At 63.8% G+C, this 17,758-nt stretch carries 2 protein-coding genes (1 of these 2 cut by a window edge); both read right to left on the minus strand.

Going from position 1 to position 17,758, the window contains the following annotated elements; translation table 11 throughout:
* A complete protein-coding gene (locus ACWNZ1_RS09940) occupies positions 1 to 13,176 on the minus strand; it encodes an amino acid adenylation domain-containing protein (RefSeq protein WP_456027612.1) in 13,176 nt (4,391 codons plus the stop codon).
* Positions 13,173 to 17,758 carry the end of a non-ribosomal peptide synthase/polyketide synthase gene (locus ACWNZ1_RS09945; protein WP_456027613.1) on the minus strand. It continues 24,511 nt past the right edge of the window, so the window shows 4,586 of its 29,097 coding nt (coding positions 24,512–29,097); the start codon falls outside the window, past its right edge; it ends in the stop codon at positions 13,173 to 13,175. The genes ACWNZ1_RS09940 and ACWNZ1_RS09945 overlap by 4 nt, the downstream gene beginning before the upstream one ends.

The raw sequence follows: 17,758 nt of genomic DNA on the forward strand, positions 1-17,758 counted from the left end.
TCAGATACTGCGTTTGCGCGTGAGCGCGGGAATTTTCGTCATCGGCACATCGATATGCCGTACCTCGCCCACGGCGGCAGCCACGAGGGCCAGGGTGGGCTGGCCGAACAACACACGGATATCGGCCTCCATGCCGTCCTTGCGCATGCGTTCGATCAGTGTCACGGCGAGCAACGAGTGACCACCCAGTTCGAAGAAGTGGTCATGACGCCCCACCCGCTCGACCTTGAGCAACTCCGCCCACAACGCCGCAAGCTTGACCTCCATATCGCCCACCGGAGCCTCATACAGACGCGTGGTGTACGCATTGCTGTCGGGGGTCGGTAGCGCCTTGCGGTCGAGCTTGCCATTGGGGGTCAACGGCAATGCATCCAGGCGCACGTAGGCGGCAGGTACCATGTAAGCCGGCAGTTGCGCTTGCAGGTGCGTGCGCAGGGTTTCTATCTCTACTGTTTCATCCGGTGAGTGTTGGGTGAAATAGGCCACCAGGCGTTTGTCGCCCGGCACGTCTTCGCGGGCCAGGACCACGGTTTCCTTGATGTTTGGAGCCTGAGCGAGCTTGGCTTCGATCTCCCCCAGTTCGATGCGGAAACCACGGATCTTCACCTGATCGTCGTTGCGGCCCAGGTATTCGATGTTGCCGTCCGGCAGGTAACGGCCCAGGTCGCCGGTCTTGTACATCCGGGCATTTGGCGTGGTGCTGAACGGGTCCTTGAGGAAGCGTTCAGCGGTGAGGTCATCGCGGTTGAGATACCCGCGAGCGACCCCGGCACCGCCGATGTAGATTTCGCCCGGCACGCCCAGTGGCACCGGTTGTTGGTGCTCATCCAGCAAGTAGAACTGGGTATTGGCCACCGGTTTGCCGATGTGTGCAGCGAAACCGTCCTCACGGGCCATCGACACCCAACTGGAGTAAGTCGTGGTTTCCGAAGGGCCATAGAGGTTGCACAGACGCTTGACCTGGGTCTGTTCGAACAGCGTTTCCACCAGGCTGCGCTTGAGCGCTTCGCCAGCGACGTTGACCGTGTCGACGCCCTCGCCCAATCCACCGGATTCCAGCAAGGCCTTGAGCGCCGAGGGCACGGTGTTGATCAGGGTGATGTCGTGCTCACCCTGTTGCAGTTCCAGCACATTAGTGACCACGTCGATGCTGCCGCCCGACGTCAGCGGCGCGAAGCATTCGTAGACCGCCAGGTCGAAGTTCAGCGAGGTCGAGAACAGGGTTTTCGACAGGGTTTGAGCATCAAACGAACGATGCGCCCAGGTCAGGAAGTTCACCGTGTTGCGGTGTTCGATCATCACACCCTTGGGCAGGCCGGTCGAACCAGAGGTGTAGATCACGTAGGCCAGATGTGCGGACGTCAGCTCGGCAACCTGCGGATTCTGGACGGATTCGTCCTGCCACAGCCCGCTGTCGAGATTGATCACTGGCATCGAGGCACCGGTCAACAACCCGACTGTAGCGTCCTGGGCCAACACGGCTGCTGGCGCACTGTCTTCCAGCATGTAGGCAATCCGGTCCAGCGGATAAGCCGGATCCAGCGGCACATAACCACCGCCGGCCTTGAGAATGGCGAGCAGCCCTACAACCATGTCGATACCACGCTCGACACAAATCGCCACCCGTGAATCAGGCTTCACACCCTGCTTTCGCAGGTAATGCGCCAAGCGGTTAGCCCGCTCGTTCAGTTCCCCATAGCTCAGGCGTTGCTCGCCGCGAATCACCGCAACGGCATCCGGCGTAAGCTGCACCTGCTCCTCGAACAGCCCATGAATGGTCTGCTGCCGCGGATAATCGGCTTCGGTGGCGTTGAACGTCACCAGCAGTTGTTCACGTTCCGAGGCCGGCAGGATCGCCAACTGATGCAGCGGTGCCTCCGGCGTCTGCTCCAGCATCCGGACCAGATTCTCCAGCGTGTGCTGCACATAACCACAAAGCCGCTGCGCACCAATGCGTGCCGGGGTCATGACGGTAAAGCTGAACGCCTCGCCCTGATCGTCCACCGACAACATCAGTGGGTAGTTGGTCCGCTCTTCGCCACTGAGAATCTGGATACCGTTCCAGGCTGACAATGCCTCGCTCGACACTGTCGCGCCGGTGTGGCGGTAGTTGAGCAAGGCACTGAACAACGGCGTCGGCGCCTCTACGCCGCTGCAGCGTTGCGCCAGCGCCAAGGCGGCGTGTTCATGACCGAGCAATGCGGTCAGGCGAGCGTGGGTCGCTTTCACACCCGCACGAACGCCGGTTTGCCCGACACTCACTCGCAGCGGCAAGGTGTTGATGAACATCCCCAGCGCCCGGTCGGCGCCCTCGCCGCCCTGCATCCGCCCCACCAGCACCGTACCGAACACGACATCGTCCTTGCCCGATACCTTACCCAGGACCTGCGCCCAAACCAGGTGATACAAGCTCGCCGCGCTCACCCCAAGCTGTCGCGCCTGAGCTCGCAGCCGGCGACTCAGAGCGGCCTCGACCTCCTGACGCACCTCTTCGAGGCCGCTGCCGTCGCCTTGCACATCCTGCAAATCGAACGGCAACGTCGGCTCTTCGATGTCCCCGAGCATCTCGCGGAAGAAGGTTTCGTGCGCTTCACGGCTCACACCCAAGCGGGCCTGGGCCACGAAGTTGCGGTACGGCACCGACGCCGACAGCCGCTGCGCCTGGCCGAGCATATGCGCCTCGATTTCCGCGGACAGCACCGCCAGTGACGTAACGTCGTCCACCAGATGGTGAAACAACAGCATGCCCACCCAGCGTTGGTTCGCCGGGTCTTGCCCATAGACCAACCGCATCATGGGCGCCTGACGAATGTCCAGGCGGTAGAACCGGGGGTCGAACCGCTGGTGCAGTTGCGCGGCGATGTCACCCCGGGCCGGATCCAGCTCAACCGACTCGACACTCAATGGCGCGTCACGCCAGACCACCTGCATGGGCTCGGGCAGGCCTTCCCAGAGCACGGCGGTGCGCAGGATATCGTGCCGGGCAATGACGGCTTGCAGCGCGTGGGCGAAATCTTCCAGGCGCGTGAAACGGTCGAAAGCGAATATCACCTGTTGCAGATAGGGGTCGCCTTCGGCGGCGGCCAAGTGGTGATAGAGGATCCCTTCCTGCAGCGGCGCCAGGGCATAAATGTCCTGGACATTGCTCACGCCGCCCGGCACCGCCGCGACGATCTGCTCGATCTCTTCTTGGGACAGATCCGCCAGCGGCAGCATGTCCGGTGTGATGCGGGTGCAACCGGCCGGGATATCGTTGGCCGGCACGATGACTTCCCGGTAGCCACCGACGGCGGCGGCCAACGCTGCCAGCGTCGGCTGACCGAACAAAACCCGCACATCGACGCTCAGGTCGACCTGGCGCATGCGTTCGATCATTTTCACCGCCAACAGCGAGTGCCCGCCCAACTCAAAGAAATTGTCGTGACGACCGACTTGTTCAAGCTTGAGCAAGTCCTCCCAGATCCGGGCAATGCTGGTTTCCACTTCACCTTGTGGCGCCTCGTATTCGCGGACAATCACCGCTGAATGATCCGGTGCCGGCAACGCCTTGCGATCGAGCTTGCCATTGGGAGTCAACGGCAGTGCAGCGAGCCGCACGTAAGCGGTCGGCACCATGTATTCCGGCAGTTGCCCTTGCAAATGGGTGCGCAGGCTTTCGATATCCGCCATCTCATCCACCGAATGCGTGGTGAAATAAGCCACCAGACGCTTCTCGCCCGGTACGTCTTCACGGGCCAGCACCACGGTTTCCTTCACCGCCTCGTGTTGCGCCAGTTTGGCTTCGATCTCGCCCAACTCGATGCGGAAACCACGGATCTTCACCTGGTCATCGTTACGCCCCAGGTAATCGATATTGCCGTCCGGCAGGTAACGACCCAGGTCGCCAGTGCGGTACATCCGGGCGTTCGCCGCGTCGCTGAACGGATCGCGCAGGAAACGTTCGACGGTCAGTTCCGGACGGTTCAGGTAACCCCGCGCCACCTGCACACCACCAATGTAAATCTCGCCGGCCACACCCAGGGGCACCGGTTGTTGATGGGCATCGAGCAGGTAGATCCGCGTGTTGGCAATCGGCTTGCCGATGGGCGTGCTGTCCGGCGTCTCTGCACCCGCGCAGTCCCACGCGGTCACGTCCACCGCCGCTTCGGTCGGGCCGTACAGGTTGTACAGGCCGGCGTGCGGCAGTTGCGCCTTGAAGCGTCGCACCAGATGCCCCGGCAAGGCCTCGCCGCTGCACATCACCCGCACCAGGCCACCGCACTCGCCCGCCTCGCCATGGGCCAGGAACACATCCAGCATCGACGGCACGAAATGCAACGTGGTGATGCCTTGGGCCTGGATCACTTCGCGCAGGTACGCCGGATCGCGATGCCCACCAGGACGGGCCATCACCAGCCGTGCGCCGCTGAACAGTGGCCAGAAGAACTCCCACACCGACACGTCGAAGCTGAACGGGGTCTTTTGCAGCACCGCGTCCGCCGCGCTCAAGCCGTATTCGTCCTGCATCCACAGCAGGCGGTTGACCACCGCGCCATGCTCGTTCATCACACCCTTGGGCATGCCAGTGGAGCCTGAGGTGTAGATGACATAAGCCAGGTGATTGGCCCGCAGACCCTCGACCTGGGGATTGTGGGTCGGCTGCGTCGAGAAACCTTCCGCCTCATCCAGCAGCAGGATCCGCGCCTGCGTAGCCGGCAGGCTGGCCTGCAACGCACGTTGGGTCAGCACCACCATCGGCGCGCTGTTTTCCAGCATGTAGGCCAGCCGATCGAGCGGGTAATCCGGGTCCAGCGGCACATACGCCGCGCCGGCCTTGAGAATGCCCAACAGGCCCGCGACCATTTCCAGGCTGCGGTCCACGCAGATCGCCACGCGGTCATCCGGGCCAATGCCCAACGACAGCAGACGATGGGCAATCTGGTTGGCACGCTCATTGAGTTGCCCGTAGTTCAGTTGCGTCTGGCCCGATACTACGGCGACCGCGTCCGGGCAAACCGCGACCCGCGCCTCGAACAATCCGTGCAAGGTCAGGCCTTGCGGGTAGTCGACCGCAGTGGCATTGAACGCTTCCAACAGGTGCTGACGTTCGGCCACCGGCAGGCTCGCGAGGGCATGCAGAGGTGTATCCGGCGCCTGCTCCAGTGCCTTGACCAGGCCTTCGAGCGTAGTCTGCACATATTCGCCAATACGCCGCGCACCAGTCCCCACCAGCGCCTGCACCACCAGGCTGAAGCCCTCGCCTTCATCATCCACGGCCAGCGCCAAAGGGTAATTGGTACGTTCTTCACCGCCAATCGACTCGATGCCTTGCCACGCCGTCAGCGCCTGCGCGGTCACCTCGACCCCGCAATGACGATAATTGAGCATCGAGCTGAACAATGGCGTTGGCGCAGCCACACCACTGCACCGCTGGGCCAGTGCCAACGGTGCATGCTCATGGCCCAGCAGGCCAGTGAGTCGCTGGTGGGTAGCCTTTACCGCTGCGTATACGCCTTGACCACCCAGGCTCACCCGCAATGGCAGGGTGTTGATGAACATGCCCAGGGCCCGATCAGCCCCGTCACCGCCCTGCATGCGGCCCAACAGCACGGTACCGAAGACCACGTCGTCGCGACCGCTGACACGGCCCAAGACTTGCGCCCAGGCCAAATGCATCAGGCTCGCCGCGCTGACGCCCAACTGACGGGCCTGGACGCGCAGACGACGGCACAGGCCCGCTTCCATGGCCAGCTTCACCTCTTCCACGCCATTGCCATCACCCTGCACGTCCCGCAGGCCGAACGGCAGCGTTGGCTCGTCGATATCGCCGAGCATCTCGCGGAAAAACGCTTCATGCGCCTGTTGGTCGATACCCAGGCGCGCCTGAGCCACATAGTTGCGATAAGGCACCGACTCCCCCAGTTCGTGCACCTTGCCCAGCAACTGCGCCTGCATTTCACGTTCCAGCACTTCCAGGCCGGTATGGTCCAGGACCATGTGGTGGAACAGCAGCATGGCGACCCAACGCCGGTTGGCGACGTCCTCGGCGATGGCCAGACGCAACATGGGTGCCTGACGCACGTCCAGTCGGTAATGCCGCGCATCGAAACGCTCATACAACCGGGCAACGGCATCGCCGGCACTCGGGTCCGCGTCCAACTCGTCAACGCTGAGCCGAGCCTGTCGCCACACCACTTGCATCGGTTCGTCGAGGTTTTCCCAGACCATCGACGTCCTGAGAATGTCGTGCCGGTCGATCACCCCTTGCAATGCCTGGGCAAAGTCATCCAGACGGGCGCGGCTGTCAAAACCGAACAGCGTTTGCAGTACGTACGGATCACCCATTTTTGCCGTCAAATGGTGATACAGAATGCCTTCCTGCAACGGCGCCAGCGGATAGATCTCCTGCACGTTGCGCGCCCCTCCCGGCACGCTCGCCACGATCCGATCGATGGCCTCCTGGCTCAATGCAGCCAGCGGCAACATATCCGGCGTGATGCGCTCACAGCCTTCGACAATGGCGCAAGCCGGCACGATCACGTCCCGGTGCCCGCCCACCGCAGCGGCCAGTGCGGCCAGGGTCGGTTGGCTGAACAGCACACGTACATCCACCGACAGCTCAGCCTGGCGCATGCGCTCGATCAACCTCATCGCCAGCAACGAGTGGCCACCCAGCTCGAAGAAATTGTCGTGGCGACCGATCCGTTCCACCTTCAACAACTCGGCCCACATGCCGGCCAAGGCCTGTTCGACCTCACCCTGCGGCGCCTCGTAGGCCTGGCTGGCGTAAGCCTCGGCGTGCGGTGCCGGCAGGGCCTTGCGGTCCACCTTGCCGTTGAGGGTCAATGGGAACGCCGGCAACATCACGAACGCCGCGGGCACCATGTAGTCAGACAGGACCGTGGACAATTGCTCGCGCAACGCGGCAACGCCCAGCGTGACCTGCGGCTGTGCAATGACATAGGCCACCAGGCGCTTCTCGCCCGACTCGTCGGCCCGCACCATGACCACTGCGTCCTTCACGCCATCGCAGGCGACGAGTTTGGCTTCGATCTCGCCCAGCTCGATGCGGAAACCGCGGATTTTCACCTGATCGTCGTTACGTCCCAGGCATTCCAGGCTGCCCTCCGGCAACCAGCGCCCGAGGTCGCCGGTGCGGTACAGCAACGCGTCCGGTTCATGGCTGAACGGATCGGCGATGAATTTTTCCGCGGTCAGGTCAGGTCGATTCAGATACCCCTTGGCCACGCCCTTGCCGCCGATATACATCTCGCCGACGACACCCAATGGCGCCAGTTGCTGGCGCGCATCGAGCACATAGACCTGGGTATTGCCAATTGGGCCGCCGATGGGCACGCATTCGGCGTCCGCCGCCACGGCCTTCACCTCCAGGGTGGTGGCGTAGGTGGTGGTTTCGGTCGGGCCATAGCAATGCACCAGGCGCAAACTGGGCGCCAGGTCCAGCAAGCGCCGGAACGACGCTACGTCGGCCCGTTCGCCGCCGCACAACAGGATGCGCAAGCCGCCAATGGCCTCCGGGATCAGTTGCACGTACTGATTGAAAATCGCCGTGGTCACGAACAGCACCGTGACGCCCGCGTCCTCCAGCACTTGGGCGAACTGCGCAGGCTCCAACAAGGTTTCGTGGTCGATCACCACCACCTGGCCGCCATTGAGCAAGGCGCCCCAGACGTCCATGGTGCTGGCGTCGAACGCCGGGTTGGAAGCAAAGGCGATCCGGTCGCGCTCATTGAAATCGGCGTAACCGTTGTTGATCACCAGGCGGTTGATGGCCCGGTGCGGCACCAGCACGCCTTTCGGGGTGCCGGTGGAGCCCGAGGTGTACATGATGTAGGCAATCGATTCACTGGACTGCGCCAGCGCCGGGTTGTGAACCGCGCCCTGCGTTTCCAGGGCGTCGAGGTCGATGCGCGAAGCGCCCTCAGGCACGGTCTCGGTACTGAACGTCAGCAGGCACCGGGCCTGGCAATCCTCGAGCATGAAGCCCTGGCGTTCCAGGGAGGCATTGCGGTCCAGCGGCACATAGGCCGCCGCACACTTGAGGATCGCCAACTGACTGGCCAGCAGCTCGATGGAGCGTGGCAGCAGGATCGCCACGCAGTCGTCCGGCTGCACGCCAAGGCCGATCAAGTGATGGGCCAGGCGATTGGCCCGCTCGTTCAGCTCTGCGTAAGTCACTTGGCGCTGCCCGTGCACCACTGCAATTGCATGTGGCAGGTGGGCCGCCTGGGCCTCGAACAGCGCCAGCACGGTCTGGTCCTGCGGATAGGCACGCTTGGTGGCGTTGAAATCCACCAGCAGCTGGTTGCGTTCGCTTTCCGGCAGGATCTCCAGGCGGTTGAGTGGCGTCTGGGGCGCGTGTTCGAGGGCCTGTACCAGGCTTTCCAGGGCGGTGTGCATGTAGGCGCAGATGCGCGCCGCACCAATCCCCTGCAACACCAGGGCACTCAACAGGAAGCCATCGCCCAGGTCATCCACCGACAGGGTCAGTGGGTAGTTGGTCCGCTCTTCGTTACTCAGGATTTCCATGCCCTGCCAGGCACTCATGGCCTCGGCTGAAGCCGAACCGGTCGCGCTGTGCCGGTAGTTCAGCAGCGCGCTGAACAACGGGGCCGGTGCGGCCACGCGGCTGCAACGTTGCGCCAGGGCCAACGAGGCATGCTCGTGACCGAGCAATGCCGTCAGCCGCCCATGGGTGGTCTTGACCCCGGCGCGTGCGCCCTGCTCATCCAGGTTGACCCGCAGCGGCAAGGTGTTGATGAACATGCCAAGGACCCGGTCGGCACCCTCGCCGCCCTGCATCCGGCCCATCAGGACCGTGCCGAACACCACGTCCTCCCGCGCGGACAGGCGCCCCAGTACCTGCGCCCAAGCCAAGTGATGCAGGCTGGCCGCACTCACACCGAGCTGCCGCGCCTGCGCCCGCAAGCGGCGGCTCAAACTGGCGTCCAGTTCCAGCTTGGCTTCCTCGATCCCGCGACCGTCACCCTGCACCTGCTGCAGCCCCAACGGCAGGGTCGGCTCGTCGACATCGCCGAGCATCTCGCGGAAAAACCCTTCGTGCTCTGCCTCGCTGACACCCAGGCGGGCCTGGGCCACATAGTTGCGGTACGGCAGCGCGGCGGCCAATTGGTCGGCCTGGCCCAGCAGGTGCGCCTGCATTTCCTGCTGTACCACCTCCAGCGCGGTATGGTCCAGGGCAATGTGGTGGAACAACAGCATCGCCACCCAGCGCTGGTTGACCGGGTCATGGGCATAACGCAGGCACATCAACGGGGCCTGGCGAATGTCCAGGCGATGATGACGGGAGTCGTAGCGTGCATGCAGTTGGGTCACGGCATCGGCATCCGACGCGTCCAACTGCAGTTGCTCGACGCTCAACAGCGCCTTGCGCCAGACCACCTGAATCGGCTGCTCCAGCCCCTCCCACAGGATCGAAGTGCGCAGGATGTCATGGCGGTCGATGACACCTTGCAATGCCTGGGCGAAAGCATCGAGGCGCGCTTCGTCCTGAAAGGCGAACAGCGCCTGCAACACATAGGGGTCGCCCTGCTGCGCCGAGACATGGTGATAGAGAATACCTTCCTGCAACGGCGCCAGCGGGTAGATGTCCTGTACGTTGGGCACACCACCCGGAACCGTGGCAACGATCCGATCGATCGCCTCCTGGGTCAATGTCGCCAGCGCCAGCATGTCCGGGGTGATCCGCTCACAATCGGTGGTGATGCCGTTGGCTGGCACCTGGACCTCACTACCGCCCCCCACTGCCGCAGCCAGTGCCGCGAGGGTCGGCTGGCCGAAGAGCACGCGGACATCGGCACTCAAGCCGACCTGGCGCATCTGCTCGATCAGGTTGACCGCCAGCAAGGAATGGCCGCCCAGTTCGAAGAAATGATCGTGGCGTCCCACCCGCTCGACGTTGAGGACTTGCCGCCACAGGCGGGCCAGGGTGATTTCGGTGTCGCCCAGCGGGGCTTCATAGCCCCGGGTAATGATGGACGCCTGGTCCGGCATCGGCAGCGCCTTGCGGTCGAGCTTGCCGTTGGGGGTCAGCGGCAAGGCATCGAGCCGTACGTAGGCCGCCGGAACCATATAGTCCGGCAAACGGCTTTGCAGGTGCACGCGCAGGGCTTCGATGTCCGCGCTGTCATCCGTTGAGTGCAAGGTGAAATAGGCCACCAGGCGTTTTTCGCCGGGAACGTCTTCGCGCACCAGCACCGTCGTTTCTTTCACCGCAGCGTGTTGGGCCAGGCAGGCTTCGATCTCCCCCGGTTCGATGCGAAAACCACGGATCTTCACCTGGCCGTCGTTGCGGCCCAGGTACTCGATGTTGCCGTCCTCCCGGAAGCGGCCGAGGTCGCCTGTGCGGTACATCAAGGCCTGGGCGGTCTGGCTGAACGGGTCGAGGAGAAATTTCTCGGCACTCAGGTCCGGGCGGTTCAAGTAGCCTTTGGCGACCCCCAGGCCGCCGATGTGCAGCTCGCCGACCACGCCTTGGGGCACGGGTCGCTGCTGCGAATCGAGGATGTAGACCCGGGTGTTGCCCAAGGGACGGCCAATCGGGACGCTGCCCTCGCCCACAGCCTTGATTTCGTAGGTGGTCGAGAACGTCGTCGCTTCCGTCGGGCCGTAGCCGTTGAGCAGGTGGGCCGGCGCGCCGTCCTTCAGGACACGGCCGATCACCGCCGGATCCAGCACGTCCCCCCCGACGATCAAGTAGCGCAATTGGGCGAACACGTCCATCAGGCGGTCGGCATATTGGTGAAACAGCCCCGCGGTCATCCACAACACATTCACCGCCTGCTCTAGCAACAGCCCGTGCAAGCGTTCCTGGGACAACAGCACGTCCTGCTCGACCACGACGACGCAGCCACCGTTGAGCAATGGCGCCCAGACTTCAAGGGTGCTGGCGTCGAAGGCCGGATTGGAGGCGAAGGCCACCCGATCCTGCTCGTTGAAGTCGGCGTAGCCGTTATTGATCACCAGCCGGCTGATGGCCCGGTGCGGCACCAGCACGCCCTTGGGCGTACCCGTGGACCCTGAGGTGTACATGATGTAGGCCGGCGCTTCGCTGGACGCCGGTTGCTGGCTGCAATGGGCCGACGACAAGGGAAGGTCGACGCTGTCCAGGTCCACCCGACGCATGCCCGGCGCCAAGGCTTCGCGGCTGTGAGTCAAGGCCAATACAGCGTGACTGTCCTCGATCATGAACTGCTGGCGCTCGGCGGGCGCGTTGACGTCCAGTGGCAGGTACACCGCCGCACACTTGAGGACTGCCAACTGGCTGATCAGCAGATCAAGCGAGCGCGGCAGCAGGATCGCCACGGTTTGACCCGTTTGCAGGCCAAGGTCGAGCAGATGCCTGGCCAGACGTTCGGCTTTGCTGTCCAGTTCGCGGTAAGTCAGGACTTGCCCACCCTGCACCGCAGCCGGCGCGTCTGGACGCACCTCGACCTGGGCCTCGAACAAGGCATGAATCGACTGTTCCCGCGGATAATCACGGTCGGTGTCGTTGAAGGACAACAGTACCCGTTCGCGCTCCGATGCCGGCAGGAACGACAGGCTGTTGAGCATCGCTCCGGGCGCGGATTCCAGGGCCGCAACCAGACTTTCAACGGCGGCCAGCATGTAATCGCCGATGCGTAGCGCGCCAATCAGCGCAGTGGCTTGCACCGACAAGGCGAAGTCATCGGAAAAATCGTCCACCGAGAGGATCAGCGGGTAGTTGGTGCGTTCTTCCGCGCCCAGTGCCTCGATACCGTCCCAGGCCAGGCTGACCTCGGCCGGGAGCTCTTGAGCGGCGCTGGCACTGTGACGATAGTTCAGCAATGTGCTGAACAGCGGCGCCGGCGCGGCCACGCCGCTGCAACGTTGGGCCAGGGCCAGGGACGCATATTCGTGACTGAGCAGGCGGCTCAACCAGGCATGGGTGCTTTTCACCCCGTCGCGCACGTTCTGTGCACCGACGTTCACGCGCAGGGGCAAGGTATTGATGAACATGCCCAGCGCCCGGCTCAGACTCTCGCCGGCCTGCATGCGCCCCAGCATCACCGTGCCGAACACCACGTCTTCGCGGCCCGATACGCCGCCCAGCACCTGGGCCCAGGCCAAGTGGAAAATGCTCGCCGCACTCACACCGAGCTGGCGCGCCTGCGCGCGTAGGCGGCGGCTGAGGTCTGGCGTCAGCGCTTGATGACTCTCTTCGATGGCGCTGCCGTCGCCCAAGACGTCCTGTTGGCCGAAGGGCAAGGTTGGCTCTTCGACATCCCCCAGCATTTCACCAAAGAACGCCTCGTCGGCCTGGCGTTGGCCGGCCTGGCGGGTGCGCGCCACGTAATGACGGTAAGGGATGGCGGGTTGCAATTGCCCGGTCTGCCCCATCAGCCAGGCCTGCATTTCGCTCTGCACCACCATCAGGGCCGCGTGGTCGAGGGCCATGTGATGGAACAGCAGCATGGCGACCCAGCGCTGGTTGGCCGGGTCTTCGGCGACCACCAGCAGCAACAGCGGCGCCTGGCTGACGTCCAGGCGATAATGCCGAGGATCAAAGCGCGCCTGCAATTGCGCCATGACGTCGCCCTCGGCGAGATCGGCGCTGATGTCCTTGACCCCCAGGCGGGCCTCGCGCCAGACCACCTGTACCGCCTCTTGCAACCCTTCGCGGACGATGGCGGTGCGCAGGATGTCGTGGCGATCGATCACGCTTTGCAAGGCGTCGACAAAATCCGTCAGGCGCTCCTGTCGGGTGATGCTGAAATGCGCCTGCAACACATAGGGATCGCCCTGGGTGGCAGTCAGATGGTGATAAAGAATGCCCTCCTGCAACGGTGCCAGCGGGTAGATATCCTGCACATTGGCCGCGCCGCCCGGCACGGTAGCAACGATACGGTCGATGGCCGCCTGGTCCAGGGTCACCAACGGCAGCATCTGCGGCGTGATGTGCAGGCAACCGGCCGGGATGGCGTTGTCCGGGATGTCAACCTCACCAGCCTTGCTGGCATCGTATTGTCCAGCCTGGATCAACTCGATCAGCGCGGCTTTGTGCTCGCGCAGCAAGGCCAGCACCGCCGGCTCGCTCAGCGACTGCTTCCGTCCCCGTACCACGAGCTGATCGCCCTTGACTGAAAGCTGTACGTCTTTTTCTTTTAGTGTCGCCAACAGTTCGATCACACTCACAGGACAATCTCCATTTTTTCTGTCGTTGCCGCGTATTCCGAGAGCGTGGGCCGCTCGAACAACGTCCGTACATCCGCTTCCATACCCTCTTGGCGCATCCGCTCCATCAGGCTGACGGCAAGCAAGGAATGCCCGCCCAGCTCGAAGAAGTGATCGTGACGGCCAACGCGCTCTACGTTGAGCACTTCAGCCCACAACTGGGCCAGTGTGATTTCGGTTTCGCCGATGGGGGCTTCGTAGCCCCGGGTGATGAAGGCATCCAAGTCCGGTGCCGGCAGCACTTTACGGTTGAGCTTGCCGTTGGGCGTCAGCGGCATGGTGTCGAGGCGTACATAGGCCACCGGCACCATGAAGGCCGGCAGTTGGGCCAACAGGCAGGCACGCAGCGCGTCGATGTCCACTGTTTCGCCCGCCGCGTATTCGGTGAAATAGGCCACCAGGCGTTTTTCCCCCGGTACGTCCTCGCGGACCAGCACCGCAGCCTCTTTCACCGTATCGTGTTGGGCGAGCTTGGCTTCGATCTCACCCAGTTCGATACGGAACCCGCGGATCTTCACCTGATCGTCATTACGCCCCAGGTACTGCAACGTGCCGTCGGGCAACCAGCGACCGATGTCACCGGTCTTGTACAGCCGGGCGTCGGCCTTGCCGTAGAACGGGTCGGCGATAAAGCGCTCGGCGCTGAGCTGCGGCAGGTTGAGGTAACCGCGCGCGACTCCGATACCGCCGATGTGGATCTCACCGGGTACGCCCACCGGCAGCAACTGCCCGTGGCTGTCCAGTACATGCAACTGCATGTTGCGGATCGGTCGGCCAATCGGGATCGACTGGTGCCGGTAGGTCTCGAGATCGCTATCAGCGGTGTACCAGGCGACCACGTCACTGCACTCGGTCGGCCCGTAGCTGTTGATCACCGTTGGCCGTGGCAGAGGGAGTTTTTCCAGCATGGCGAGCTGGATCGGCTCACCGCCCAACACCACCCGTTTCAGACAGGCAAGGGCTTGCTGATGATCGGCGTCCACCAGCGCGTGGAAGGCGCTGGGCGACATGTTGAGGTGCGTGATGCCGGCGTCGGCGATCTGCGCGACGATGGCGCCGGGGTTGAAGGGTTCTTCGGCCAGGTGCAGCGTAGCGCCGACCAGCAGTGGCGCGAGGATGTTTTTCTGGGTCAGGTCGAAGTTGTAGGAGGACGCGAGCAGCACGGCATCGCCAGCATCGAACGCCAGGTCTTCGAGGTACCAGTCCAGCAGGTTGCGCAGGCCGCGATGTTCGACCATCACGCCCTTGGGCAAGCCGGTGGAGCCGGAGGTGTAGATCACGTAGGCCAGGTGGGCCGGCGTCAGCTCGCTGACCTGCGGAACCTGTTCCGGCTCGTCTTGCCACGGGCCGGCGTCCAGGTCGATCAGTGGCACCTGGACCTGCGACAAGAGCCCTCGGGTCGCTGCCTGGGCCAGCACCGCAGCCGGCTCGCTGTCGGCCAGCATGTAGGCAATCCGTTCCGCAGGATAAGCCGGATCCAATGGCACATAACCACCGCCCGCCTTGAGAATCGCCAACAACCCGATCACCATCTCGGCGCTGCGCTGGACACAGATCGCCACGCGCGAATCCGCTTGCACGCCCTGCTTGCGCAGGTAATGCGCCAACTGGTTGGCTCGCGTGTCCAACTGGCGATAGCTCAACGCGTGCTCGCCATGCAGGACGGCCACGCTGTCCGGCGTGCGCTGGACCTGGGCTTCGAACAGGCCGAGAACGGTCTGCTCCCGCGGGTTATCGGCGCCACCGGTATTGAACTCGGCCAACAGTTTCAGACGCTCGCTCGGCGGCAGGATCGACAACTGGTGCAACGGCGCTTCTGGCGTCTGCTCAAGCATCTGGATCAGGCCTTCCAGCGCCTGCCGGACATACCCACAAAGCCGCTGCGCACCGACGCGGGCCGGGGTCATGACGGTGAAACTGAACGCCTCGCCCTGGTCATCCACCGACAACGTCAGCGGGTAGTTGGTCCGTTCTTCGCCACCCAGCACCTGGATACCGTCCCAGGCCGACAGCGCTTCGGCGGAAGCGGTCACGCCGGTGTGGCGATAGTTGAGCAAGGCACTGAACAATGGCGTCGGCGCCTCTACGCCGCTGCAGCGTTGCGCCAGCACCAGCGAGGCGTGCTCATGGCCGAGCAACGCGGTCAGTCGGGCATGGGTCGCTTTCACACCGGCACGGACCCCGGTCTGCCCCAGGCTCACCCGCAACGGCAACGTATTGATGAACATCCCCAGGGCCCGGTCGGCGCCCTCGCCGCCCTGCATCCGTCCCACCAACACCGTGCCGAACACCACGTCGTCGCGACCCGACACCGTGCCCAGTACCTGGGCCCAAACCAAGTGATACAGGCTCGCCGCACTCACCCCGAGCTGACGGGCCTGGGCCCGCAGTCGACGACTGAGGTCGGCCTCGACCTCCTCGCGAACCTCTTCGATGCCGCTACCATCGCCCTGCACATCCTGTAAATCGAACGGCAATGTCGGCTCGTCGACATCACCGAGCATGTCGCGGAAGAACAGCTCATGGGCTTCGTGACTCACACCCAAGCGAGCCTGGGCTACGTAGTTGCGGTACGGCACCGATGCCGGCAAGCGTTGCGCCTGGCCGAGCATGTGCGCCTCGATCTCGGCCGACAGCACGGCCAGCGAGGTGGCATCGTCCACCAGGTGATGGAACAACAGCATGCCCACCCAGCGCTGGTTGGCCGGGTCTTGCGCATAAGCGACCCGCATCAGCGGCGCCTGGCGGATGTCCAGGCGATAGTGCCGGGGGTCGAAACGCTGATGCAACTGCGTGGCAACCTCCCCGGCCGCCGGATCCAGCTCGACCGACTCGACCACCAGCCGCGCCTCACGCCAGACCACCTGCATCGGCTCGACCAGGCCCTCCCAGAGCACACCGGTGCGCAGGATATCGTGACGGGAGACGACGGCTTGCAGTGCTTGGGTGAAATGGTCCACGTGGACGAAGCTGTCGAACGCGAACATCACGTATTGCAAGTAGGGATCGCCCTGGGCGGCGGCGATGTGGTGATACAGGATCCCTTCCTGCAACGGCGCCAGGGCGTAGATATCCTGCACATTCGTCACGCCACCTGGCACCGTGGCCACGATGCGGTCGATGGCGTCCTGGTCCAGATCGGCCAGGGGCAGCATGTCCGGGGTGATCCGCGTGCAACCGTCCGGAATCGCGTTGCCCGGCACCACGACTTCTGTGTGCCCGCCCACGGCGGCGGCCAACGCGGCCAGCGTCGGTTGGCCGAACAGCACCCGCACATCGGCACTCAAGCCGACGTGGCGCATGCGCTCGATCAGCTTCACCGCCAGCAGCGAATGACCGCCCAATTCGAAGAAATTGTCGTGACGACCGATCCGCTCGAGGTCCAGCAGGTCTTGCCAGATCGCGGCGATGATCGTCTCGGCCTCGCCTTGCGGCGCTTCGTATTCACGGGTCGCCACCGCCGATTGATCCGGCACCGGCAAAGCCTTGCGGTCGAGCTTGCCGTTGGTGGTCAGCGGGAACGCCTCGAGGACCACGAACGCGCCAGGCACCATGTAGTCCGCCAGCGAAGCCAGCAATTGTGTACGCAGCTCGGTGGCTGACGGTTGCGCGCCGTCTACGGCAATCACATAACCCACCAGGCGCTTGTCGCCCGGCGTGTCTTCACGGGCAATCACCAGCGCCTCGCTGACCCCCTCGCAAGCGGCCAAGGTCGCTTCGATCTCGCCCAACTCGATACGGAAACCGCGGATTTTCACCTGGTCATCGTTGCGGCCCAGGTATTCGATGCTCCCGTCCGCCAGCCAGCGACCGAGGTCACCGGTCCTGTACAGGCGCGCCCCTTCACACCCGCTAAAGGTGTCGACGATAAAGCGTTCCTGGGTCAACTCGGGACGATTCAGGTAACCCCGTGCCACACCCGCGCCGCCCACATACATCTCACCCACCACCCCCACCGGCACCGGCTCGCGCTGGGCGTCGAGCACGTACAGTTGCAGGTCGGGAATGCGCTTGCCGATCGGGCTGACGCCGGTCAACTGCGCGTCCGCCGCTTCTAGCGGGCGATACGTCACGTGCACCGTCGTCTCGGTGATGCCGTACATGTTCACCAACTGTGTCCCGGCGTTGGCTACACGGGCATACCAGGGCTTGAGAATGCCGGTTTCCAGCGCTTCGCCACCAAAGATCACCTGGCGCAGGCTGTGACGCAGATCGCTTTCGCCCTGGGCCACGATCAGTTGCCGGAAAGCGCTCGGCGTCTGGTTCAACACCGTGACGCCGGCCTCGCATAGCAGTGCGTAGCAGTCTTGCGGGGAACGGCTGACCAACTGCGGTACCACCAACAGGCGGCCACCATGGATCAACGCCCCCCAAATCTCCCAGACCGAGAAGTCGAAAGCGAAGGAATGGAACAGCGCCCATACATCCTGCTGGCCGAACTCGAACCAGGGCTGGGTCGCCGAGAACAGCCGGGCGACGTTGCGGTGCTCGACCATCACGCCCTTGGGTAACCCGGTGGAACCGGAGGTGTAGATCACGTAGG

The sequence above is a fragment of the Pseudomonas sp. CFBP 5748 genome (assembly GCF_053850495.1).